Annotated in this window: 23 protein-coding genes; 14 read left to right on the top strand and 9 right to left on the bottom strand. The window is 66.3% G+C overall.

From position 1 onward, the window contains the following. Positions 1 to 16: 16 nt before the first annotated feature. Both ACE10Z_RS40230 and ACE10Z_RS40225 read left to right on the top strand, forming a co-directional pair. Entirely contained in the window at positions 17 to 445 is a 429-nt protein-coding gene (locus tag ACE10Z_RS40230; protein ID WP_375785626.1) for a phasin family protein, read from the top strand. A 90-nt stretch (positions 446 to 535) separates the two neighbouring features. Next, a complete protein-coding gene (locus ACE10Z_RS40225) occupies positions 536 to 1,753 on the top strand; it encodes an acyl-CoA dehydrogenase family protein (RefSeq protein WP_375785625.1) in 1,218 nt (405 codons plus the stop codon). Positions 1,754 to 1,792: 39 nt separating this feature from the next. On the opposite strand, the gene ACE10Z_RS40220 is transcribed toward ACE10Z_RS40225, so the two are convergent. Genes ACE10Z_RS40220 through ACE10Z_RS40205 form a run of 4 tightly spaced genes read right to left on the bottom strand, consistent with a single transcriptional unit; the run spans position 1,793 to position 4,421 of the window. Further along, positions 1,793 to 3,028: an MFS transporter gene (locus ACE10Z_RS40220; protein ID WP_375785624.1), complete on the bottom strand. Its 1,236-nt coding sequence runs from the start codon at positions 3,026 to 3,028 to the stop codon at positions 1,793 to 1,795. Continuing rightward, positions 3,025 to 3,354, bottom strand: a complete 330-nt coding sequence (locus ACE10Z_RS40215; RefSeq protein WP_375785623.1) for a hypothetical protein — start codon at positions 3,352 to 3,354, stop codon at positions 3,025 to 3,027. The genes ACE10Z_RS40220 and ACE10Z_RS40215 overlap by 4 nt, the downstream gene beginning before the upstream one ends. Beyond that, positions 3,341 to 3,916 carry an isochorismatase family protein gene (locus ACE10Z_RS40210; protein ID WP_375785622.1) on the bottom strand — a complete coding sequence of 192 codons (576 nt, stop codon included), beginning with the start codon at positions 3,914 to 3,916 and terminating at the stop codon, positions 3,341 to 3,343. The genes ACE10Z_RS40215 and ACE10Z_RS40210 overlap by 14 nt, the downstream gene beginning before the upstream one ends. A gap of 52 nt (positions 3,917 to 3,968) precedes the next feature. Then, positions 3,969 to 4,421, bottom strand: coding sequence for a MarR family winged helix-turn-helix transcriptional regulator (locus tag ACE10Z_RS40205; RefSeq protein WP_375790040.1), 453 nt, complete (start codon positions 4,419 to 4,421; stop codon positions 3,969 to 3,971). Between the two features lie 252 nt (positions 4,422 to 4,673). On the opposite strand from ACE10Z_RS40205, the gene ACE10Z_RS40200 reads away from it, so the two are divergent. Then, positions 4,674 to 5,627, top strand: a complete 954-nt coding sequence (locus ACE10Z_RS40200; RefSeq protein WP_375785621.1) for an alginate lyase family protein — start codon at positions 4,674 to 4,676, stop codon at positions 5,625 to 5,627. A 39-nt stretch (positions 5,628 to 5,666) separates the two neighbouring features. Here the strand turns inward: ACE10Z_RS40200 and ACE10Z_RS40195 are convergent, their stop codons facing one another. Beyond that, complete coding sequence (locus ACE10Z_RS40195) at positions 5,667 to 6,083, bottom strand: hypothetical protein (protein ID WP_375785620.1); 417 nt, start codon at positions 6,081 to 6,083, stop codon at positions 5,667 to 5,669. A gap of 137 nt (positions 6,084 to 6,220) precedes the next feature. Here ACE10Z_RS40195 and ACE10Z_RS40190 point away from each other — a divergent pair, with 137 nt between their 5' ends. From ACE10Z_RS40190 to ACE10Z_RS40150, 9 genes are all read left to right on the top strand, one after another. Continuing rightward, positions 6,221 to 7,291, top strand: coding sequence for a sensor histidine kinase (locus tag ACE10Z_RS40190; protein WP_375785619.1), 1,071 nt, complete (start codon positions 6,221 to 6,223; stop codon positions 7,289 to 7,291). Between the two features lie 46 nt (positions 7,292 to 7,337). Beyond that, entirely contained in the window at positions 7,338 to 7,994 is a 657-nt protein-coding gene (locus ACE10Z_RS40185; protein ID WP_050406118.1) for a response regulator transcription factor, read from the top strand. A gap of 159 nt (positions 7,995 to 8,153) precedes the next feature. Beyond that, complete coding sequence (locus ACE10Z_RS40180) at positions 8,154 to 8,516, top strand: hypothetical protein (RefSeq protein WP_375785618.1); 363 nt, start codon at positions 8,154 to 8,156, stop codon at positions 8,514 to 8,516. 1 nt (position 8,517) lies between these two features. Further along, positions 8,518 to 10,269 (top strand): OmpA family protein, encoded by a 1,752-nt coding sequence (locus ACE10Z_RS40175; RefSeq protein ID WP_375785617.1) that lies wholly within the window; start codon positions 8,518 to 8,520, stop codon positions 10,267 to 10,269. Then, positions 10,269 to 10,769, top strand: a complete 501-nt coding sequence (locus ACE10Z_RS40170; protein ID WP_375785616.1) for a Rab family GTPase — start codon at positions 10,269 to 10,271, stop codon at positions 10,767 to 10,769. Before ACE10Z_RS40175 ends, ACE10Z_RS40170 begins: the two co-directional genes overlap by 1 nt. A gap of 342 nt (positions 10,770 to 11,111) precedes the next feature. Then, positions 11,112 to 11,525 carry a DUF3597 domain-containing protein gene (locus tag ACE10Z_RS40165; RefSeq protein ID WP_375785615.1) on the top strand — a complete coding sequence of 138 codons (414 nt, stop codon included), beginning with the start codon at positions 11,112 to 11,114 and terminating at the stop codon, positions 11,523 to 11,525. 75 nt (positions 11,526 to 11,600) lie between these two features. After that, positions 11,601 to 11,885, top strand: coding sequence for a hypothetical protein (locus ACE10Z_RS40160; protein WP_375785614.1), 285 nt, complete (start codon positions 11,601 to 11,603; stop codon positions 11,883 to 11,885). A 75-nt stretch (positions 11,886 to 11,960) separates the two neighbouring features. Then, positions 11,961 to 12,380 (top strand): large conductance mechanosensitive channel protein MscL, encoded by a 420-nt coding sequence (gene mscL / locus ACE10Z_RS40155; protein ID WP_375785613.1) that lies wholly within the window; start codon positions 11,961 to 11,963, stop codon positions 12,378 to 12,380. Between the two features lie 49 nt (positions 12,381 to 12,429). Continuing rightward, on the top strand, positions 12,430 to 12,612 hold the full coding sequence (locus tag ACE10Z_RS40150; protein WP_375785612.1) for a hypothetical protein: 183 nt from the start codon (positions 12,430 to 12,432) through the stop codon (positions 12,610 to 12,612). Between the two features lie 54 nt (positions 12,613 to 12,666). On the opposite strand, the gene ACE10Z_RS40145 is transcribed toward ACE10Z_RS40150, so the two are convergent. The 3 genes from ACE10Z_RS40145 to ACE10Z_RS40135 form a co-directional block, all read right to left on the bottom strand. Then, a complete protein-coding gene (locus tag ACE10Z_RS40145) occupies positions 12,667 to 14,937 on the bottom strand; it encodes an IPT/TIG domain-containing protein (protein ID WP_375785611.1) in 2,271 nt (756 codons plus the stop codon). A 407-nt stretch (positions 14,938 to 15,344) separates the two neighbouring features. After that, complete coding sequence (locus ACE10Z_RS40140; protein ID WP_375785610.1) at positions 15,345 to 16,163, bottom strand: class I SAM-dependent methyltransferase; 819 nt, start codon at positions 16,161 to 16,163, stop codon at positions 15,345 to 15,347. Next, positions 16,150 to 16,614, bottom strand: coding sequence for an Rrf2 family transcriptional regulator (locus ACE10Z_RS40135; protein WP_375785609.1), 465 nt, complete (start codon positions 16,612 to 16,614; stop codon positions 16,150 to 16,152). Before ACE10Z_RS40135 ends, ACE10Z_RS40140 begins: the two co-directional genes overlap by 14 nt. 153 nt (positions 16,615 to 16,767) lie before the next feature. Here ACE10Z_RS40135 and ACE10Z_RS40130 point away from each other — a divergent pair, with 153 nt between their 5' ends. Continuing rightward, entirely contained in the window at positions 16,768 to 18,849 is a 2,082-nt protein-coding gene (locus ACE10Z_RS40130; RefSeq protein WP_375790039.1) for a tetratricopeptide repeat protein, read from the top strand. Between the two features lie 178 nt (positions 18,850 to 19,027). On the opposite strand, the gene ACE10Z_RS40125 is transcribed toward ACE10Z_RS40130, so the two are convergent. Beyond that, positions 19,028 to 20,758, bottom strand: a complete 1,731-nt coding sequence (locus ACE10Z_RS40125) for an ATP-dependent Clp protease adaptor ClpS (RefSeq protein ID WP_375785608.1) — start codon at positions 20,756 to 20,758, stop codon at positions 19,028 to 19,030. Positions 20,759 to 21,083: 325 nt separating this feature from the next. Here ACE10Z_RS40125 and ACE10Z_RS40120 point away from each other — a divergent pair, with 325 nt between their 5' ends. After that, positions 21,084 to 23,423 (top strand): mechanosensitive ion channel family protein, encoded by a 2,340-nt coding sequence (locus tag ACE10Z_RS40120; protein ID WP_375785607.1) that lies wholly within the window; start codon positions 21,084 to 21,086, stop codon positions 23,421 to 23,423. The last annotated feature ends 156 nt before the right edge of the window (positions 23,424 to 23,579 follow it).

Here is a 23,579-nt window from a genome sequence, read left to right as displayed (position 1 = left end):
AACCAGGGAGGATATCGTGACCGACAATACCTCTTACATCGACATGCTGCGCAAGTTCGGCAGTGATCTCGGCTTGCCGAAGCTGAATGTGGACGAATTGCTGCAGGCGCAGAAGAAGAATCTCGAGGCGCTCGGCCAGAGCGCGAAGGTTGCGGCCCAGGGCGCGCAATCGGTGGCGGAGAAGCAGCGCGAGGTGATTGAGGCGGGCTTGCGCGAGGCCTCGACCTTGGCGCGCGAATACAAGCCGCTCGGCAAGATTCATGAGAACCTCGCTCTGCAAACCGAATTTGCGCGGAAGGTGTTCGACATCGCGGTCAAGGGCGCGCAGGACAGCGCGTCGACGGCGCGGCAGTCGACCACGGAAGCGGTGAAGATCATCCAGGACCGGATGAAGGAGAATTTCGAGGAGTTCCGCGCCAGCGTCCGCCCGAACAAGTCGACCTGACGTCAAGATGAGACGAATCCCGGCAGGGCGTGGGTCCTGTCGGGAACGCGACATGAGGGCGAAGCATCGCCATGTATCAGGGAGGACACCATGGCTAACGCGCAAGCGACACGGTCGGCCAAGCCGGACAACGCGCCGCCGCTGATCAATGGCGACTTTTACGGGATTGCCAGCGTCCTCAACGACACGGAGCGCGCGCTGGTGCGGCGCGTGCGCGAGTTTACGGAGGGCGTCGTCGCGCCTGTCATCGAGGAGTTCTGGAGCCGCGACGAATTTCCGTTCGCGATCATCCCGAAGATGGCCGAAATCGGCATCGGCGGCGTCGGCTACCAGGGCTATGGCGCGGCCGGCGGCAGCTGGCTGCTGAACGGCTTTGTCGCGATGGAGCTGGCGCGGGTCGATTCCTCGGTCGCGACCTTCTGGGGCGTGCACACCGGGCTTTCGGCGGGCTCGATCTATCTGTGCGGCGACGAGGCGCAGAAGCAACGCTGGCTGCCGGCGATGATGCGCTTCGAGAAGATCGGCTCGTTTGGTCTGACGGAGCCGCTGGTCGGCTCGGCGACCTCGGGCGGGATGCTGACCACCTGCCGGCGCGAGGGCGACGTCTGGATCCTCAACGGCCAGAAGAAGTGGATCGGCAACGCCACTTTCGCGGACATCAACGTGATCTGGGCGCGCGAGGAAGGCTCGAACCAGGTCAAGGGCTTTGTCGTTGGCAAGGACAATCCCGGTTTCTCGGTCGAGAAGATCAAGACCAAGATGGCGCTGCGCGTGGTGCAGAACGGCCTGATCACGCTGAAGGACTGCCGCGTGCCCGAGGCGGATCGCCTGCAGAACGCCAACTCCTTCAAGGACACCGCCAAAGTGCTGCGCATGACCCGCACCGGGGTGGCTTGGTTCGCGGTCGGCTGCGCGATGGGCGCCTATGAGCACGCGCTGCGCTATGCGACCGAGCGGCAGCAGTTCGGCAGGCCGATCGGCGGCTTCCAGCTGGTGCAGGATCTGCTGGTTCGGATGCTCGGCAACGTCACCGCGACGCAGGCGATGATGCTGCGGCTCGGACAGATGCAGGACGAAGGCGTGATGCTGGACGAGCACGCCTCGCTGGCGAAGGCGTTCTGCACCGTCAAATGCCGTGAGACGGTCGGCTATGCGCGCGAGCTGCTTGGCGGCAACGGCATTCTGCTCGAGAACCATATCGGCCGCTTCGTGGCCGATGCCGAGGCGATCTATTCCTACGAGGGCACCCGCGAGATGAACACCCTGATCGTCGGCAAGTCGATCACGGGATTGAGCGCCTTCGTCTGAGCCGCGGCGCAGCCACGCCGCCGAAGGAGGGGCGTGTGGTCACTCCGCCGGGGGCACGCTGCCATAGCCGGCTTCGGCGGTTGCCCGCGACAGCATGCCGAGGGCCACGATCGCGGCGGCAAAGCCTGCGGCGGCGCCGACGCCGAGTGCCCAGCGCGGGCCGAGGTGGTCGGCGACCCAGCCGACGATCGGTGCGCCGATCGGCGTGCCGCCCAGCGCCACGCCGAGCCGCAGCGCCATCACCCGTCCGCGCATCGCCGGCTCGGTCGAGAGCTGCATCAGCGCGTTCGAGGTGTTGGTGACGGTGAGCGCGGCGACGCCGATCACGACCAGCGCGGCGGCGAACAGCCAATAGTTCGGCGCCAGTGCGGCGAGCGTGCAGCCGAGGCCGAAGATCGCTGATCCCAGCATCAGGGAAGAGAACCGCGGCTGGTCGCGGCTCGCAGCGAGCAGCGCGCCCGACATCGTCCCAAGTGCCATCACCGACGACAGCAGGCCGAAGCCCCGCGCATCGGTATGGAACACGCCGACCGCCATGGTGGAGATGAAGATCGGAAAGTTCAGTCCGAAAGTCCCGATCAGGAACAGCATGATCAGCGTCGCCCGGAGATCGGGGCGGGACCAGACATAGTGGAAGCCCTGCATGACGCTGCCCTTGGTGGGATGGGCTCGCGCGTTCGGGCGCAGCTCGGAAGTGCGCAGCAGGGTCAGCGAGGTCAGCACCGCCAGGAACGAAGCGCCGTTGAACAGGAACGCCCAGCCGGTGCCGACGGAGGCGATGATGAGGCCGGCGACGGCGGGGCCGATCATCCGCGCGGCATTGAACGAGGTCGAGTTCAACGCGATCGCGTTCGACAGGTTGGTGTCGCTGACCAGCTCGGCCACGAAGGTCTGGCGCACCGGCGCATCGAGCGCTGCCGCGCAGCCGAACAGGAATGCGAATACATAGACGTGCCAGAGCTGCACCAGTCCGGTGACGGTGAGAATCCCGAGGGCCAGCGCGAGCGCGCCCATCGTCGCCTGGGTCGCCATCAGCAGCTTGCGCTGGTTGAAATGATCGGCGGCAAAGCCGCTCCACGGCATCAATAATAGCTGTGGCCCGAATTGCAGCGCCATCACGATGCCGACGGCGGATGCGCTGTGCTGCGTCAGCTGGGTGAGAACGAGCCAGTCCTGGGCGGCGCGCTGCATCCAGGTGCCGATGTTGGACACCAGCGCGCCGGCCGCCCAGACCCGGTAGTTGAAGCTTGCGAGCGATCGAAAGACGCGTCTCATGTTCTCTGTGGTTCATTCCCGCCGTGAAACCGTCCGAACCGCCGCGCCAGGAACAGGCCGATCAGGAGGCCGCCGAGACCGAGTGCTGCGACGTCGCTGGTGGTTCTCAAGCCGAAGTCGCCGACGCGGCAAACCAGCAGATATCCGACAGCGAGGTTGAAGAAGCCCCACACGATGTTGACGGTCGATGACGACAGGCCCTCGCCCGGCGGCCTCGCGAACGGGCTCTGGAACGGCTCGCCCATCATGCCGGCGACGACGTGGGGGATCGCGTTGGTGAGAAAGGCGCCGCCGAAGAAGTAGGCGACGAGGTCAAGCCAGTTCATGCGCGTTGGTCCTTTCAAGCAGATCGATGATGGCCTGCGTCGAGCCGGTTTCGCCGAGCCGCGGGAATACCTGTTCGATGCTGTAGTCATGCGCGTTGGGCCGCGCATCGGTCATGGCGTCGATCGCGAGCGTGACGTTGAAGCCGGCCTCATAGGCCTGCCGTGCCGTGGATTCGACGCCGGTGCCGGTCGCAACGCCGGCGACCACGACATGTGTGACGCCGCGGGCGCGCAGCTGTTTCTCGAGATCGGTGCTGGCGAACGCGCCCCATGTCCGCTTGGTCACGACGATGTCGCCCGGCTGCCGGTCGAGCTCCGGAATCAGGTCGGTCCAGCCGTCGGGAAATGGTCCACTGTGGCGTGGCCGCTCGGTTCGTCCAGGCGCCGTGCCGTCGACATTGACCAGCGCGATCGGCAATCGACGCCGCCGAAACGCATTGATGAGGGCGCAGGCGCGCGCCACGACGTCTCCGAACGGATGGACAAAGGGCGCGTCGACGAGCCCTGATTGCAGGTCGACGACAATGAGGGCGGTGATCGGATCGAGCGTCGTCAGAGCCATCATCGTCTCCTTCAGCCGAATGTTTCTCGCGGTCGGCGCGGCGCGGCCGGCGTCAATCCGCGACCAGCCGTTTCAGCAGGCCGACGGCGGCGGCGAGTTCATCCTGTTCCCGCGCCGACAGCCGCGCGGCGATGGTGCGCGACAGCCAGTCCTGCCGCGCGGCCCGGCCGGTGCGCAGCCGCTCGCGGCAGCTATCGGTGAGCGACATGATGGTCTGGCGGCCGTCGTCCGGATCGGGCGCGCCGCGGACCAGGCCCGCGGCCCCGAGCGCCGCTATCGCCGAGCTCATCGACTGCGGGCGCATGCCTTCCGACCGCGCCAGGCTGGACACGGTCGCGGGACCGTCCTTCTCGAGCCGCAGCAGCACCGCGACCTGGGACGGCGGAAGATCGTCACGCTGACCCTGCTCGCGCAGACGTCGCTTCAGCGTTCCGATCAACAGGCGAAGGTCTTCGGCGAGCGCGGATGTGCGCGCGGAGCCGGTACGGGCCGCTGCATTGTTCATGTCGGTGAGGCTAGCAGACATGAAGGTAAACTGTAAAGATTGTCTTCGTAGATTATCGTCATATTCCCGTGATCGTCCGCACGGCCGCAGAGCATTGTTGGACGATGCTTCAAAATCTGAACGGCGCCTGAACTCGGCTCCGGAGCGCATCACATTAGATTTTATTGTCCTCGTGCGCGCGGTTGTCGATGACTGCGCTTGCGCTCATAACGTGGCGTCTCGTCCCCGCGGTGGCTCGCGGAGTTGTTTGGAATGAAGCTTGATGTTCGTTTCGCGACGATCGGCGTGTCGATCGTGTTCGCTTGCCTCGCACAGCCGGCAGCGGCCCGGACCTGTGAGGCGCCACCGGCGCTGACATCGATCGATCCGCCGGGCTTCTACCAGAATGCAGGCGGTTACGCGGAAGCCATCAAGCCGCTGCATGCGTTCATTGCTGAGGTCAACAAGGCCGCCGATGAACGCGACCTGGATTGCGTCATGGACTTGCTCGCAGGCTGGGCGAGGGGAGGTGCACTGCTGACGATCGGGGCGAATTATCGGGGCGATTTCGAACGCTCCTGGGCCGGGACCGATTTCGCGCTCGCGTTGCTGCGCTTCCCCGGCCCGTCCACCAAGGCGGATCATCGATTCCCGCAGATCAAGCCGTGGCTGATCCGGATTGCCGAGGAAACGCGCGATGCCGATCGCATCAACCACCTCGGCAACAATCTGGTCTATTGGGCCGGGCTCGATCTGATGTCGATCGGCACCCTGACGGATCGAGGCGATCTGGTCGATGCCGGCATTTCCCGGGCGCGCCAGGGCATCAGGGACATCGGGGCCCACGGCGAATTGGAGCGCGAGTTGAAGCGCGGCGAGCGCGCGCTGCACTACCACAATTTTGCGCTGACCCCGCTGGTGTTCTGCGCCGAACTCGCCAGCCGCCGGAAGATCGACCTCTATGCGGAGAACAACGGAGCGATCCGTCGGCTCGCCGACCTGATCGTTCGCGCGGTGCAGGACGAGCGCAGCTTCGGCGCTCTCACCAACGTTCCGCAGCAGCTCTTCCCCTGGACGTTTCAGGGAGACCTTGCCTGGATGGAGCCGTATTACGCCCGGTTTCGCAGTCTGGACCTGCCGCCGATTCTCCGCTCGAGAAGGCCTTTGAACAATCCGCGGCTCGGCGGCAACGTGACGGCAAGCTGGGGCGCGCCCCTGCCGGACTAAGCGTCGGCCGAAGATGCGTAATACCCCGATGAGGTGCGATTACTCGCTCTCGCTGGTCGCCGGCGCCGCGTACATGTCCCGTGCGCGCCGGGTCACGGCCGCATAGCGCGCGGTCGCGCTGAGGCTCATCAGGCCGGCGCGCACCAGTCCGAGGATGGCACGCCGCGAGTGGAACGGTCCGGTCTTGCTCGCGGCATATCCGCGCGGATAGAGCTGCAGGCGGCCGACCAGCGCTTCCTGCAACGCCAGCTTCTGGGTCGCGCTCAGGCGCCGGCGCCGCGCAGGCTTTTCCGCTTCCGCCAACATGAGCTCGATACCCAACGATTTCCGTGGCGCGGCCTTCATTGTCAGCTCACACTCCGGCCGACTGGCGCGACCTTCCGCGAGGCCCGGCGCCCGGCCGGCATCGCCATGGACGCCGGCATGTGGCACATCATGGCTTGCGCTGTTGCTCATTCGTAAGACAGAACCGCATTTCGAGCAGCAGTGGCATCTGACGAAAGTCAGGATCAGTTGTGACGAAAGTCATATTCGTTTGCGGCCGCTGCCGGCTTACGCCAGAGTGGGCTGCTCGCTGAGTTGATGGGCAACGCATGATCGATCTGAGCGCGGATTTGCTTGCGGCCGCAGGAGCCGACGTCATCGGTCTCGCCGTCATCGGTGCCGACCGAAGCATGCAGCGGAAGATCGGGCGGCTGGTCGAATGGCTTCCCGCAATCGGCGTCGATTGTTGCGAATGCATGCTGCTGGTCGGCATGGAGGCCGAGCTGGCGGCGCTGGCCGCAGGACAGCGGGACATGATCGCACTGGCCGGCGTCCGCGGTGCCTCGCCTGACATCGCGCTGCCGATGACGGCGGTCGTGCTGTGGAATGACGCACAGTCGCATTACTTCGTCATCGCCATGCCGGACTTCGCGGGACGTCAGGTCGAAACGCTGCTCGGCAGCGAGCGCCGGGCCCGCCGCCTGATGGAGCAGCAGCTCGAGGCGGCGAGCGCGGAAGTACGCTTTGCCTCGCTGGCGCGGACGCGGTTGCGGCTGGCGCGCGACCTGCACGATACGCTGGTGCATTCGATCGTGGCGCTGCTGACCCAGATCCGGCTGATCAGGCATTATCTTTCGGCCGACCCCGCGCGCGTGGCGGACAGCCTTGCGACCGCCGAAGACGCCGCAGCGAGCGGCCTCTCGCGCGCCCGCGAGGCCATCGATCGCCTGCGCACGCCCGACGATTTGAAGCTCGATCCCGATGTCGAGGGACTGCTCAGCGACTTCGCCGCGCGTAGCGGCGTCAGGGTGTCGATCCAGATCGACGAAGAGGCGCGTCCCGGCTTGCGCGATTGCGGCTTGACGGTTCAACGGATCCTCAGCGAGGCGTTGCGCAATGTTCAGGCACATGCGCAGGCACGCCGTGTCTCCTTTCACGCCTTCGAAGCGCCGGCCGCGGTCGGCCGCAAGCTCGTTGTCGAGATCCGCGACGACGGCCGCGGCTTCGATCTCGCGGTGCCCACTCCCGGACATTTCGGATTGATCGGGATGACCGAATTTGCTGAACTCGTCGGCGGAAGCTGCGCGGTGGAGAGCGCGCCCGGACAGGGCACGCTGGTCCGGATATCGCTCCCCGTGGCGATGCCGCCGGCAGCGTCTGGCGGCCTGCTGGCCGATTGATGTCGTTGCCGCTAATTCAAGACCTTCGAGAGGATAACGGAAGCCCGTGAGCAGAATTGAGAAGGTGCGGGTGCTGATCGCGGAGGATCAGACCCTGATCAGGGAAGGTATCGCGACACTGCTTGCCCAGCAGAACGACGATTTCGAGATCCTTCCCGGTGCGTCCGACGGCGAGCAGGCCATCGAATTCGCGCGGCGCTATCGGCCGGACGTCATCCTGATGGACCTGCAGATGCCGCGTGTCGACGGTATCGCAGCGACCCAGCGGATCCTGCGCGAGCTGCCGCAGACCCATATCGTGGTGCTGACGACATTCGAGACCAACGATCTGATTTTTGAGGCGGTCAGCGCCGGCGCCAAGGCGTATCTCCTCAAGGACGCCAGGATGGAGGAGATCGCTTCGACCATCCGCGCGGTAATCAACGGCCAGTCCGGGCTGTCGCCCAGCGTCGCCGCCCGCATCCTCGACGAGTTCAAGCGGCTGCGCGGTCCGCGCGTCTCGGCGAAGCTGCCGGTTCGCGACGGGCTGACGGCGCGGGAGAATGAAATTCTCACGCTGATCGTCGAGGGCAAGAGCAATACCGAGATCGGCGAGCGGCTGCATTTGGCCGAGGGCACGGTGAAGAACTATGTCAGCACCATCCTGGAGAAATGCCAGGTCAAGAACCGTACGGAACTCGCAATAAAGGCAATAACTTACTAGAAATAACTGCCCTCAATCGCACACCGCGCGGTTGATCCGGCTGAGATTGCTCGCCTTTCTCTGGGCCGCGCCGACAAAATTGGCTATAGGTTTGTTTCGGATTTGCTTTTTGACACGGCAGGTCCGGATTGCGCGGCTTTGACTAAACAGGGAATGACCATGAAGGGTATCGAGCGCCAGACCAAGGATACGGATGGACTGGCAAGCGCGGCGGCCGGCAACGGCACGGACGCCGCGGCGCATGGCATGGCGGCGATCGATCAGGTCCGCGATCTCCTGTTCGGCGGCGCGCAACGTTCGCTCGAGACCAACCTCTCGGGTCTGCGCGAGGAGATGCAGGCCTCGCTGAAGCAGATGCAGGCGGACTTCACCAACGAGCTCACCGCGCTGCAGGCGCGGCTCTCCGACCTCGAACGCGATACCGAGCAGAAGCGCCTCGACTCGCTGAAGGATGTCGGTGCGGCCATCACCCAGCTCGGCGCTGCGATCAGCGGATTGGGATCCGGCCGCACGGGCAAATAGCATGGCAGCTGCTGCCGGCCAGAATCGCGAGATCGAGCAGCTCAAGACATTGCTGTTTCAGCCCGAGGCGACGCGTCTGACGTCGCTGGAGGCCGACCTCGACTCGCTGCAGCGCTATGTCGGCAACGCCGATCGCCTGGAGACGGCCACCGCCGGCATTCTGGTCGAGGCGCTGGAGCGCGCCGAGGTCAACCGGCCGCGCGAGCTCGCCACCGCGATTGCGCCGGTCGTAGTCTCCGCGATCCGCAGCGAGATCAAGAATTCGCGCGAGCAGATGATCGAGGCGCTGTATCCGATCGTCGGCCGGCTGGTCAGCGCCGCGGTGGCGAATGCGTTCCGGGAACTGGTTGCCTCGCTCGAGCAGCGCATCAATGCGCTGACCTCGGCGCAATTGTGGGTCGGGCGGGTCAAGTCGCTGGTGACGGGACGACCGATCAGCGAGTTCGTGCTCGCCGATAGCCCGCCGCAGATCAACCGGCTCCTGATCATCGAACGCGGCAACGGCCGCCTGATCGCCGACTGGAAGCGCGAGGCGACCGTCGACGAGCGCGCCGACCTGCTCAGTGCCATGGTCGCGGCGATCCTCGAATTCTCCGTGCAGGCGCTGGCCGGCGAAGGCAATCTGCAGACGCTCGATTTCGGCGGACGGCAGCTCGCGCTGCGCGCCTCGCCCCGTTTCATCCTGGCGGCGGAGTGCCTGGGGCCGCTGCGCCCCGCCGACAATGCCAGGATCAACTCGCTGTTCTTCGACGCGATCGAGCGCATCGACCGCGGCGCGGGTTGCGACGGGCCGATGCTCGCCTCGCTCGCAGCCGCGATCGAGACCGACGACACACCGCGGCGGATCGCGAGCCGGCGCGGCAAGGTGATCCTGTTTGCCGTGCTCGCCGCTGTGGCCGCGCTATTGCTCTATTTTGCCGCGACGTCGGTGACGCGCGCGCTGCTGGAGCGGCGGACCCACACCGCGCTGGAGCAACTCGCCGCGAAGCAGCCCTTGCTGGCCACCTTCCCGCTGCGGCTCGACTTCGACCACGGCAGCGGAACCGTCGCCGTCTCGGGCCTCGAGCCGAGCCAGTTGGAAACCACGCCGTTGATCGACGCGCTCGCTGCGGCCGCGGCGCCGTACAAGGTCGTCGACCGCATCGGACTGGTGTCCACGCCGGACCAGGCGGCGGCATCGCAGGCCGGCATTGCGGGCCTGCAGCAGAGCCTGACCCGGCTGCAGGCGAGCCTCGACCAGATGCGCGAGGCGATGGGCGCGCAGGCGAAGTCTGGCGACCAGAAATATGCCGCCCTGGCCGCGCAATATGACAAGCTCGGCGAGCAATACGCGAAATTGGCCGAGCAAGCCGCGAAGCTGCAATCCGTCGCCGACGGTCCGGCGGCGCGGCTCGACCGCTTCATCACCTCGACCGCGATCTTCTTCGTCAACAATTCAGACGAATTCCTCGACAACGGCCAGGCCGATCAGCAGCTGCGCGAACTCGCCGGGCTGCTGACGAACAATGATCTCAGGCTGCGGATCGTCGGCTACGCCGATCAGAGCGGCACCGAAGGCACCAACAAGACGCTGGGGCGCAAGCGGGCGGAGCAGGTGCAGCGCAAGCTGACCGCACTCGGGGTCGACCCGTCGCGGCTGATTTTGGTCTCGCGCGCCGCGACGATGCCGATCACCGACCGGCTCGACGCCACCGCCGGCGGCAACCGCCGCGTGGCGTTCGAGACGGTCTACCGAGGCGAAGTGGCCCGCTGATGCTCACCGCAAAAGTCATGCTGCTCGGCGATATGGGGGTCGGCAAGACCTCGATCCTCTATCGGCTGATCTACAACCGGTTCGAGGGGCAGTACAAATCGACGCTGGGCGTCGAGATCCTGAGCTATGACGTGGTGCCGGCGGACGGCAGCGATCCGATGCGCCTCGTGCTGTGGGACACCGACGGCGATTTCGGCACGCAGATTTTCGACACCGTCTATGTCACCGGCGCATCCGCCGCCATCATCGTGTCCGATGTCACGCGGCCGCAGACCGTGACCCGCATGGTCGAGCTGGTCCGCGGTTTCGAGGAGCGCTTCCCGGGCCGGCCCTACCGGGCGCTGCTCAACAAGATCGACCTGCCGGAGGCTGCCGGCAGCGCCGGCGCGATTGCCGAGCTCGCCAAGTCGAGCGTCAAACCGGTCAGTGCCAAGACCGGCGTCGGCATTGCCGAAAGCTTTGTCGAGCTCGCCCAGACCATTCGCCGCCGTCAGCTCTAAATTTTAGATGATGCGTTTTCTTCATTCGAACCGGCGTCCACTTCGCTCGAAAACGCTTTGCCCAGTAAGCTTGGGCGCAAATTTGTGTCAGCCGCCCCGACTTCTCGGGGCTGGCGAATCGGGCCGGGACGGCTGACTTCATCGCACGTGGGGCGTACGATGAAACGCGCGCGACGTGCGGTGCAGGGCCGCACGATTCTTTCTCCAACTGCACCACGCCGCTCCACACTCCGATAGTGACGATGGTCATCTTCCGCTCGGCCAATGGCCTGCCTATCGTCCACCCGTCACTGGAACCAGTCACGGGACCAACGGTGTCCCGGGCGCACGGAGTGAGAGAACATGAGCATTTTTGGAAGCATCATGGGTGCAATCTTCGGCCACGGCGCCCAGGCCAAGACCGCTGAGACCACAGCGACGGCAGCACCCGGTTCCGCACCGGCATCGACGTCAACATCTGCATCTGCATCGCCGGCACCCGGCACATCAGCCGCACAAACCGTCGACGTCGCGGCGATCGTCGACAAGGCGGCCGCTGCCACCGGCGAGAAGCTCGACTGGCGCACCTCGATCGTCGACCTGATGAAGGCGCTCGGCCTCGACAGCAGCCTTGCTGCCCGCAAGGAGCTCGCCAAGGAGCTGCACTACACCGGCGATACCAACAACACCGCCACCATGAACGTCTGGCTGCATCAGCAGGTGATGGCCAAGCTCGCCGCCAATGGCGGCAAGCTGCCGGCCGACATCAAGACCTGATCACCGCCTTGAGCCGTGCGCGGCGCGCGTCCCGCACGGCTCGGATTGATTTGTATTGCGTGAGGAGCAGTTGCGATGACCTCATCTCATCTTGCCATCCTGGACAGGCCGCGGACCGGCGTCGTCGCCGCTTCGATCGGCGCGGGAGTAGGCCTCGCAGCATTGGCGCTGGGTATCACCATCGCCATCGCCCGCGCGGATAACGCCGGCGACGAGCAGCACCCGGCCAATGCGAGCGTGAATGTGCAGCGCGCCGCGCAGATCCCGCCGCCGGCGCGGGTCATCCTGCCGGCACCGTGGGAGCAGGCGGCGCCTGCGCAACCGGTCGCGGCACCCGCGAAGCCGGCAGACCGCGAATAATCGTTCGCAGCTTTGCAGCGGCCGGCGATCCAGTCGCGGGGCCGCACCACATCCCCTTTTCGAACAGGAGATCACATGCTGAAGGAATTCAGGGAATTCGCCATGAAGGGCAACGTCGTCGATCTCGCCGTCGGCGTGATCATCGGCGCGGCGTTCGGTGCGATCGTCTCGTCGATGGTGGCCGATATCATCATGCCCATCATCGGCGCGATCAGTGGCGGGCTCGACTTCTCCAATTATTTCACCGCGCTGTCGAAGTCGGTGACGGCGACCAACCTGGCCGACGCCAAGAAGCAGGGCGCGGTGCTGGCCTGGGGCAACTTCCTGACGCTGACGCTCAATTTCCTGATCGTCGCCTTCGTGCTGTTCATGGTGGTGCGCCTGATGAACCAGCTCAAGCGCGAAGCGCCCGCGGCGCCGGCCGAGCCGCCGAAGCCGACCAAGGAGCAGGAATTGCTCACCGAGATCCGTGATCTGCTGATGTCGCGTGCGTAGCGATCGCTATTTGTACCCCGCGCACAGCCCCCAGCTCTGGAGCCTCGCCATGCCAGAACAGGTCAAGCTGCCCCGAAAACTGCCGCAAGAGCCCGGCGGTCCGCCGTCGCTACGGCCGAGCCACCGGCGGGTCATCGAGGACCTCGACCGCTGGGCCAACAGCCCCGGTCTGCAGCCGCCGAGTGACGAAGAACCGCGTGACGGAGAAGAACAGGACGGCGACAAGCGCTAGAACGAGAACGGACCTGCATCGCCGGGGATGCAGGTCCGGCCGAGCCGCCTTCGATCAGTTGAACGGCACGCGCGCCCTGGCCGAGAACGTCCAGATCCGGGCCGTGCCGCCGAGCCCGCCATACTCCGCGCCGACGCCGAGCATCATGCCGCCCGCGAGCCTGGCGTTCAGCCCGCCGGTGACGCGGGCCGACCAGCCCTCCAGCACCAGCATCGGGTTGACCGGGATGCCGCTCACGGCCAGTGCCGCGGCGTCGTCCCTGCTGAAATAGTAGTCGCCATAGACGCCGAGATAGGGCGAGACCACCGCGGCATCGATCGTTGCCAGCGGATAGCTCAGCTTGACGCCGCCGGATGCGCGGCCGGTGACGAAGTCCCGCGCCGTCTGCAGCGTGCCGAGCGTGTCGACATAGGCGTTCTCATGCTCCCACAGCGTGTAGAGTCGCGCCGACGGCTCGATCAGCAGGTTGCTCGTCTTGTAGCTGCCGGTCAGCCCGGTCGCGAACATCCAGCGGTCGCCGTTGAAATTGCCCTGCGCCGTTCCGGCCACCCCGTTGTAGCCGATCTGGGAGAAGGTCACGGCGGCGTCGTAACGCAGCGCCGGCGTGATCATCCAGCCGAGATAGGTTCCTGCGGTCCAGCCGTCGCCGGTGAGCTTTCCGTTGATGTCCTGGGCCGTGTAGTTGAACGTCTCATAGCCGGCGACGGCACCCACCAGGAGGTTCGGCAGCGCCCGGTAGGTCAGTCCCATCAGGGCATTGAGCTGGTTGCCATAGATCGATGAACCCGACGTGCCGACGCCCGGCGAGTTCGGCGACGACCAGCGGTCGATGCCGCTGCCCCTGACATCGATCCAGAACAGCCAGTCGCGCGGTTCGCGGTAGGCTTTGGGCGCCGCCTTGGCCGGCATCTGCTGATCGATCGCCGCAAACGCATTGTCGATTCGCGAACTGTTTCCGCTGCGTCCGGGTGCGCCGGAATTGCGATCCGACGCATAGGCACTGCGATTCCCCGTCGCATCGACCTGCGCCACGCCGTCTGACGGATCGGCTGCAAAGTTGAAACGCATGCCGGCGCCGCTCGGCGTCATGAAGCTGCCGCCTTCGCTGAACCCTTCCGAGATCGCGTTGTCGATCGCGCCGGAGATCGCCTGGCCCGAATTCTGCGCCACCAGCTTGGTGATATCGATCTGCAATGCCCGCAGCTTCACGCTGTCGGCCGGGACGTTCACGCTCTGCACCAGGGCAGGCGAGGTGCTGGCGTTGAACGCGCCGCTGCCGGCATAGCTCGCCGTGATGGTGTGGCTGCCGATCTTGAGGGTCGAGATCGAGAAGCTCGCCGTGCCTGCCGCGAGAGTCGCGGTGCCGATCGGCGATCCATTGTCGCTGAAGGTCACCGTGCCGGTCGGCGTTCCCGCCGAGGCGGTGACGTTTGCCGTGAAGGTCACGGATTGGCCAAGACTGCTCGGATTCTGCGACGAGGTCAGTGCGGTCTGGGTCGTCGTTGCGGCTGCGAAGGTGAAGCGGTCCGCCGCTGACGTCGCTGATGTCCCGGCTGCCGTCGTCACCGTGATATCCACCGCGCCGCTGCCAGCGGGCGAGATCGCGGTGATCGAGGTCGCCGAATTGACCGTGAAGCTCGCCGCGTTGGTGGCGCCGAACTTCACCGCCGTTGCGCCCGTCAGGTTGGTGCCGGTGATGGCGACCGACGTGCCGCCCGCCGCGGGCCCCGTTGCCGGAGCAATCGCGGTCACCGTCGGCGCACTGGTGTAGGTGAACTGGTCGGCGGCGGAGGCGGGTGAGGTGCCGATTGCGGTCGTCACCGTGATGTCGACGGTGCCGGTTCCCGCCGGTGCGATCGCCGTGATCTGGGTGCCGGAATTGACGGTGAAGCCGGTTGCAGTGGTTGCGCCGAACGTCACGGCCGTCGCAGCGGTCAAGCCTGTGCCAGTGATGATGACCGTCGTTCCACCGCTGGTCGGGCCTGCGGTCGGCGAGATCGATGTCACCGTCGGTGCGGACGCCGTATAGGTGTACTGATCCACGGGAGACGCGAATGATGTTCCGGACGGGTTGGTCACGGTGACATCGACCGTGCCGGTCCCTGCCGGCGCGACTGCGGTGATCTGCTCGCTCGAATTGACGACAAAGCTCGTTGCGTTGACGGCGCCGAAACGCACCGCGGTGGCAGTGCTGAAACTGCCGCCCGAGATGATGACGGTGGTGCCGCCCGCGGCGGGACCTGATGTCGGGGAGATCGAGGCTACCGCCGGCGCCTGCGCGCTGGCCGCGGCGACCGAGCCGAACAATGCGGCGGCGATCAGCACGAGTCCGCATCCGGCGCGTCGCGCGATCGCCGTTGATGGCAGTCTGTTGCGAAGCTCGGACGCAAGACGCGAGGTGGCGAAGCGGAAACGAGCCCGCGCAAAGTTTGCAATCGGCAACAACGTAACCCCCGTCGCGCCGGCCTGCAGCAGGCGGCGCACATGCCAAAAAAATACGGGCTTGTTGTAATACGCGAGCCGGCAAGCCCGCCGCGGAATCTCCGCGCGCATCTGCTTTTGTAACGCGCCGTTGCCGGGCCGCTACGTCATTGCACAATCTGAGAAGGAAATTGCGCGCGGGATTGCCGCGATCAGGCGACCAAGCGGCGGATCATTCTCGTTCAGCGCACGCAAAACGGGCGATCGATAACGCCGCGCGTCGATCGCCGGTCGCTGCCGGATCGCGGCGGCTACGGCCGCAGCGCCGTCGCGATCAGTGCGGTCGAGGGAATCGCGAAGGTGTCTCCGACTCGGCCGCGCTCGATCTCGCTCCGGAAGGCGCGCGCAACGGTGGCGCCCTGGTCCGCATCGAGGCCGCTCCAATGCGGCATGAACTCGAACAGCTTGTCGACGTCGGCAGGATTGGCGACATTGAGCTGGAAGTCGTGGGTGATTTCGGCGACGACGGGATCGGAGAAGCCGGCGGCGATGACCGCGGCGCTGAGGCGGGCGGGATCGGCGAGTTCGGCGAGGCCGGTGCAGGGCATCGGCGTGACGTTGTCGGGATAGAGCCGCCGGATGATCTGCGAGAGCAAGAGATACACCGCGGCGCCGTCGGCGCTTTTCCAGACCGCAATCGCCGCCGATCCGCCCGGTCGCGTCACCCGCGCCATCTCGCGCAGCCCGGCGCGCCAATCCGGAAACAGCATCACGCCGAACACCGACACCGTCGCATCGAAGGCGGCATCCGGCAGATCGAGCGCCTGGCCGTCCATCTGCCGTGCCTCGATATTCGCCACATCATGTGCGCGGACTCGTGCCACCATGCCGGCTGAGAAGTCGATCGCGGTGACGTCAGCGCCTCTACGTGCGGCCGCAAGCGCCGCGGCACCCGTGCCGGTGGCCACGTCGAGCACCTTCGACGACGAGCCGATCGGGAGCATCGCGACCGCGGCCTCGGCGAAGTGTGTCGTGAACGGCTGCGACTGCGCCTCGTAGGTCGCGACCATCTTGTCCCAATGCGCGGGATCGTTGAACGGAAGGGGCTTCGCCTGCTCACTCTGCTGCATGAATCTGGTCCTCGAGACTTTGCTTGTGCTTGGCGAGCCGGCGCTTGAAATCCTTCGCGAGCGCTTCGAGCGTCACCGCGCCGAGGCGTTTCAGGAAGATCGCCTCGACCTCGCGAAACGTGCCTGACAGCGCATCGTTGACGGCCTGTTCGACCAGGCAGCCGGGATTTTCCGAGCGATGGCCCATCGCGACGATCGTGGGCGCGCCGACCGCGCCATAGATGTCGGCGAGCGTGATGTCGGCGGGATCGCGCGCGAGCGTCCAGCCGCCGCCATGGCCCTTCTCGGAACGAACCAGGCCCTGCTCGCGCAGGCCCGCCATCACGCGGCGGACGACCACCGGGTTGGTGGCCATCGCCTGTGCAAGTTGCTCCGATGTGACCGGTTCGCCCGCTCCGATCATGTGGAGCAGGCCATGCAGGACCCCGGATAGACGGCTGTCGCGTTTCATGTAACTTCATATGTTACAGGACGGGGTGGACGTCAAGAGGGGGGATGGCGAACGTTGAAACTCGCGTGCCGGAATTCCCGCCGTCGTCCGTTTAATCCCCATCGGGTCTTGAGAGGCGGGGGCGGTATCGTGGGCAGTGTGGCTGTTGATCGGATGTTGCTGGATGCGGTGGCGCATTATGGCGCGGGCCGCGCGATGGAGGCCGGCACGTTGTGCGGCGACATCCTCACATCAGATCCTGACCATATTCCGGCGCTGCATCTGTCCGCCGTCATCGCCTTCGTGACCGATCGCGCCGCCGAGGGCGCGGTGCTGCTGAACCGGGTGTTCAGCCTCGATCCGCAGCACGGACCGGCGTTCGCCACGCTCGGCGATGCGCTCGCCGTGAAGGGCGAGCACGAGGGCGCCGTGGCGGCGTTCCAGCGCGGCGTCACATTGCGGCCGAAGGATGCCGGCCTGCACATCAAGCTCGGCGTTGCGCTGTGCGAGCTGTCGCGCTTCGACGTGGCCGAGGCGGCGTTTCGCCGCGCGATCGCGCTCGATGGCGGCCTGACGCGGGCGCGGTTCAACCTTGCGGTTGCGCTGGCCGGTCAGCAGCGGCCGGTCGAGGCGGAGCAGGCCTATCGCGAGGTGATCGCGCGCGATCCGGCCTATCGCGGTGTCTGGCTCAACCTCGGCAATGCGTTGACCGATCAGAAGAAGCACGACGCTGCTGCCACCGCCTATCGCCGCGGGCTCGGCGCCGATCCCGATCATCCCGGCCTGCATAGCGGCCTCGGTGCGGCCCTCTACCGCCTGGGCCGGCTGGAGGACGCGGTCCTGCACTATCGCCGCGCGATCGCGCTCGATCCGGACAATTTCGCGCCGCGGCGCCTGCTGGCCATGGTGCTGCACGAACTGGGCGAGCGCGAGGAAGCGGTCCGCGTCTATCGGCAGGTCTCGGCCCGCGATCCATCCGATCACGTCATCCTCAACAATCTCGGCGCCTGCCTGTTCGAGCTCGGACAGGTCGACGATGCCATCGCCTGCGCCGAGCTGGCGCTGGCGCTCAAGCCGGACTATGCCGCCGCGCACACCAATCTCGGAATCATCTTCGAGGCGCAGAACATGGTCGAGGCGGCGGTCGCCGCGCATCGGCGCGCCATCGAGCTCGAACCCAATTACGCCAAGGGCCACGCCAATCTTGCGGTCGCGCTGCGCAATGCCGGCGAGATCGATGCGGCGCTGGTGGCCTCGCGCCGGGCCATCGCGCTCGACCCCGAACAGCCGCTGGCGCATTACAACCACGCGCATTTCCTGCTGATGAACGGCGAGTTCGAGGAGGGCTTTGAGGAGTATCAGTGGCGCCGCAAGACCAAGATGCTCAGCGAAGGTGATCCGGTGTTCGACGAGCCGGAATGGCAGGGTGAGCCGCTGGCGGGACGCACGCTGCTGCTGTTTGCCGAATACGGGCTCGGCGACGCCATCAATTTCGTCCGCTACGTGCCGATGCTGGCGGGCAGAGGCGGCCGGATCATCCTGCAGGTGCAGCCGGCGCTGGTCTCGCTGCTGCGGCCGATGCTGCCCGATGTCGCGGTGTTCGCCCGCGGCGAGTCCTTGCCGCCGTTCGACCTGCAACTGCCGCTGCTGAGCCTGCCGCGGATCTTCCGCACCACCGTCGAGACCATCCCCACGGCCGTGTCCTATCTGCAGGCGGACGTCGTCAAGCTCGCACGCTGGCGCGAGGCGCTCGCCGGCGTGTCCGCCCTGAAGGTCGGTGTGGTCTGGGCCGGCAATGCCAGGCACCAGGGCGACCGCCAGCGCTCGCTGCCGGCGGACGCCGTGCTGCCGCGGCTGGTCACACCTGGCGTGCAGCTCTACAGCCTGCAGAAGGAGCCGCGGCCGGACGATGCCCCGGTGCTGCGGCGTCTCGGTGCCGATATTGTCGACCTCGCGCCGACGCTCGGCGAGTTCGCCGACACCGCCGCGGCCGTCTGCGCGCTCGATCTCGTCATCGCCGTCGACACCTCGGTGGCGCATCTTGCCGGCGCGCTTGGCCGCCCGGTCTGGATGCTGTGTCCCTATGCGCTCGACTGGCGCTGGCTGCGCGATCGCGCCGACACGCCGTGGTATCCGACCATGCGGCTGTTCCGCCAGGACGAGCCGCAGGCCTGGGAGGGCGTGCTGACGCGGATGTCCGACGCGCTTGCGCGGGTCGCGCGAGGGGAGCGGGACCTGCTGCTGCCGCAGCGGTAACGAAGCGTTCGGCTAGTTTAGCTCCGCGTTACCCGATCCATCCCCGTCACCCTGAGGAGGCCGCGAAGCGGCCGTCTCGAAGGGCGACCGGCCACGAGCAGGGCCGTGCATCCTTCGAGGCTCGCTGCGCTCGCACCTCAGGATGACGGTGACAGATCGCGCACTGCTCTATTGACGATCACCCTGCGCTCATTCCCTGCGCACCGCCGAGCAGCTTGGCGTTGAGCCGGCCGCCGTCGAACAGCATTTCACTGACCGCGCCGTCGAGGTCGGAGGTCGTGACCTCCCCGCCGCCGTCGCTGACGATGCTGGCCTGGGCGAGACGGCGCATCAGCTCCTTGATGAAGGCGGCGCTGACGCCGTCGGTGCGTCGCACGGCCTCGTCGATGACGGGCTGTTCGAGCGGCAGGCCCTTGCCATAGAGTCGGATCAGCTTGTCGCGCCCGGTCTCGTCGGGCAGCGGCACCTCGATCGCCTGGTCGATGCGGCCGGGCCTGCCGGCCAGCGCGCTCTCGAGCTCTTCGGGCCGGTTGGTGGTCAGCAGGAACAGGATGTCGCAATCCTCCTTCAGGCCGTCCATCTCGTTGAGCAGCTTGTTGAGCAGCGATTCTTCGCACGGTCCGCCCATGTCCTCGCGGTCGCGCGCGATCAGGTCGACATCCTCGATCACGACCATGGCCGGCTGCAGCAGGCGGGCGAGGTTCATATAGGCGCCGAGCAGGCCGACCTGTTCGGCGGTGATGATCAGCGTGGTGTGATCCGGCAGGTTGGTGGCGAGATAGCGAATGGTGTGGGTCTTGCCGGTGCCGGGCGGGCCATACAGCAGGATGCCCTTGCGGGTCGACTGGCCGAGCTTGCGCAGCAGGTCGCGGCTTTCGACAAAGCCGAGCACATTGCGGTCGAGCAGCCGCAGCGTCCGCTCCGGCAGGATCACGTCATCGCGGGCAACCGTCGGCAGGCGATGCACGGTCACGCCGCGCGAACGGCCGCGATAGTCCGAACCACCCTCGAGCGAGAGTATCTTGCCGCGGTAGGATCGCGCGGCGTGGACAGCGGCTTCCAGCGCGGCAAAGGTCGGCTGTACGAAGGCATCGCCGGCCGTGCCTGCCGGCAATGCGATCTCGATCCGAACGGCGGGTTCGCGGTCATATTCGCGATGATAAGTCAGCAGCACGGCGTAGCGTAACGCGCCCGACCGGCACAGCCACAAACCGTTGACGAGACATTTCACCGGCTCGGGCTCGCCGATATCGACGTCCTGGTACTGGGGGGGTGCGATCGCCGGCGCATTGCGGCTGTCCTTCATCAAGGACGCAAATCCAATCGTCTCGTAGCGGTATTCCTCATGGATCCCGAAGAAGTGGATCGGGTCCGTGAGCAGCTTGTCGATCGCGACCTGAACGTCGGCACGCATGTGGCCTGGAAACTGGCGTGCCCGCGTCACGATCAGGTTGCGCGGCACGCCAGCGAAATGCCAGTCGAGCGCAACAAATGCGTATCGAAACTCGTGGCTCGGCAATTCTTCCGAGCTGCGACGCGCGGCGAGCAGGCAGTCCCTGCACAGCGAGGCCGTCGTGCCGGAGAGGATAATCTCGGTCACGGCCTTCGGGGCTTCGCAGAGGTCGCAGGGGCGGCTGGCGTCGGCGGATTCGCTTGTGATCATCAACGGGTGACCGTTGGAGCGGATCAGCCATTTGGCGCTGTTGAACATTGCCCGAGCGACGGCGCCCGGATAGGGGCCGCACGGAACAGCGCCCCTTGCCTCGATCAAGGCAGCGGTAGCGATGGCTTCCTGCGGGGATTTCCCGAATACCGTGCGCAGCAGGTCCTGCACGAACTCCAGCGGCGTCTCGCCGTCGTCGTGAATGAAGAGCTGGACCGGACCGTCATCGGCAAAGACGTCGTGCATGAGGCCTCCGAAACGCAACTGAAACCGAAAGAACAAAATAAGAACATCATGACGGCCCCCGCGCGTCAAGCGAAAGATTGTCCCGCCTCAGCCCTGGCGTGTGGCGAGCCGATCGGCCGGCTCGGCCCGCCCCGCCCGCCATGCGTAAACGCCGCTCAACACTTGTGACGATCGTGTTGCGGCAAATGCCAAGAGATGGTCGTCGCAGCAGCAAACTTCCGACACATCATCAAGGCGAAAAGGGGCGATCCGACATGGCGCGAGCGCGAGAGCAGAGTCCTCCCGGGGATCTGCGGTCGCGCAATTATTTTAATAAGAGGCCCTCGTGTCGCACAAACTTCGCTTTGCGATCCTTCTCGTCCTCGCCCTGTTCGTCTCGCCCGCGCTGGCGCAGCCGGCCGCCAAGCCGGCGCCGCCGCAACCTGGTACCAGCGACGCATTGACGCCCGAGCAGGCGAAGCGCGCGCTCGAGACGCTGCAGGACGACAAGAAGCGCGGCGAGATCATCAACACGCTGCGCGCCATCGCCAATGCCTCGCCGCAGGCGGCCGCGCAGCCGGCGCCCGAGCAGCATTCGCCGATCCCGCTCAGCGCGGACAGCCTCGGTGCGCAGCTTCTGCTGATGGTGTCGGAGCAGGTCGGCGAGATGTCGCGCGAGGTCGCCGACGTCGCGCGCACGCTGACGCATTTCCCAGCGTTCTATTACTGGTTCCTGCGCACCGCCAACGATCCCGCGGCCTATGGCCTCCTGATCGACATCGCCTGGAAGCTGGCGCTGGTGCTCGGCTGCGCGCTGGCCGCCGAATGGGTGGTATTCCGCCTGATCAAGCGGCCGGTCGCGTTCCTCGAAGCGCGGCTGCCGCAAACTGCGCGCGTGCCGGTGCAGGCGCTCGCGAGCGCCGATCCGCCGTCGTCAGTTGCCGACGTCACGCCGGAGGGCGATCTGCATCGCCGCCGGCTCAGCCTGGCGCGGGCCTGGCAGTCGCTGGTCCGTCTGCCCTTCGTGCTCGGCCGCCTCGTGCTCGAGCTGCTGCCGGTGGTCGTGTTTCTCAGCGTCGCCGCGGCGCTGCTCAGCACCGAGATCGGCAATCAGTCGACCACGCGGCTCGTAATCCTCGCGGTGATCAACGCCTATGCTTTCTCGCGCGCGCTGATCTGTGCGGTGCGCGCGCTGGCCGGCCCGTTCGGCCTGGTCCGCGTCCGTGCCGAAACCGCGGCCTATATCGAGATATGGGCGCGGCGCATCGTCGCCGTCGGGGTCTCGGGGATCTGCTTGGCCAATGTCGCATTGCTGCTTGGGCTGTCCCACGCCGGCTATGCCGCGCTGCTCCGGCTCGTGATGCTGGTCGTGCATCTCTTCATCGTCGTCATCATCCTGCAGTGCCGCCGCCAGGTCGCCGACGTCATTCGGGCGCCGGCCGATCGCACCGGCCTCGCGGCGCGGACGCGCAACCGTCTCGCTTCGCTGTGGCATGTGCTGGCGATCGCGCTCGATCTCGCGCTGTGGGCGGTGTGGGCGCTCAACATCCGCAACGGCTATTCGCTGCTGCTGCAATATTTCGTCGGCACCGTCGCGGTATTGCTGGTCACCCGGCTCGTCACAATGGTGGTGCTGAGCCTGATCGATCGCGGCTTCCGCATCAGCCCGGACCTGATGCAGCGCTTCCCGGGATTGGAAATCCGCGCCAACCGCTATCTGCCGCTGCTGCGCAAGGTGGTCACGGCGGTGATCGCCGTGATCGGCTTCGTCGCGCTGCTTGAGGTGTGGGGCGTCGATGCCATCGTCTGGTTCTATGGCGGCCAGATCGGCTCCCGGCTGATCTCGGCGCTGGTGACGATCGGCATCGCCGCGCTCGCCGCGGCCGTGATCTGGGAAGGCGCCAATGCGCTGATGGACCGGCAGATCGACGCGCTGTCGCGCGAGGGGCATTTCGCCCGCGCGGCGCGCTTGCGCACCTTCCAGCCGATGCTGCGCACCGCGCTGTTCTGCATCATCGTCGCGGTGGTCGGGCTCACCGCACTCAGCGAGATCGGCGTCAATGTCGCGCCGCTGCTCGCCGGCGCCGGCATCGTCGGCATCGCGATCGGCTTCGGTTCGCAGAAGCTGGTGCAGGACCTCATCACCGGACTGTTCCTGCTGCTCGAGAACACCGTGCAGGTCGGAGACACCGTCACGGTGTCCGGCCTGTCGGGGGTGGTCGAGAACGTCTCGATCCGCACCATGCGGCTGCGCGCCGGCGACGGCTCGGTGCATATCGTGCCGTTCAGCGCGGTGACGACGATCACAAATGCCAGCCGTGGCGCCGGCAATGCCGCGGTCAGCGTCAACGTGTCCTACAAGGAGGACACCGACCGCGCCGGCGAGGTGCTGAAGGACATCGTCGCAGGGATGCGTCAGGAGACGGCGTATCGCGCGCTGATCCGCGGCGATCTCGAATTGTGGGGCGTCGACAAGGTCGACGGCTCGGTCGTGACCATCGTCGGCCAGATCCGCTGCACCGACGGCGGCCGCTGGTCGGTGCAGCGCGAGTTCAATCGCCGCATGAAGCGGCGCTTCCAGGAGGAGGGCATCGAGATCGCCTCGATGGGCCAGACCATCCTGATGCAGCTTCCCCCGCCGTCCGAGCCTGATAGCAACAAGCTGGTGCGCCGCGCCGCGGGCTGATCTGCGACACCGCGTTCCGTCTCATCGTTGAGACACTGTCTCGCGACGATGAGACGGCAAGGGCCTCGCCGGGCCCTTGGCGTGGCTTGCCCTTGGCCGAAAACGCCGCCTTTCTCGATCTCTCCTGCGATTTTCGCGCTGGCACAGCGCTTGCTC

The organism is Bradyrhizobium sp. Pha-3 (genome assembly GCF_042258615.1).
Taxonomy (GTDB): Bacteria; Pseudomonadota; Alphaproteobacteria; order Rhizobiales; family Xanthobacteraceae; genus Bradyrhizobium.
Note: the sequence above shows the minus strand (reverse complement) of the source record. Positions and strands in the feature narration are given on the sequence as shown.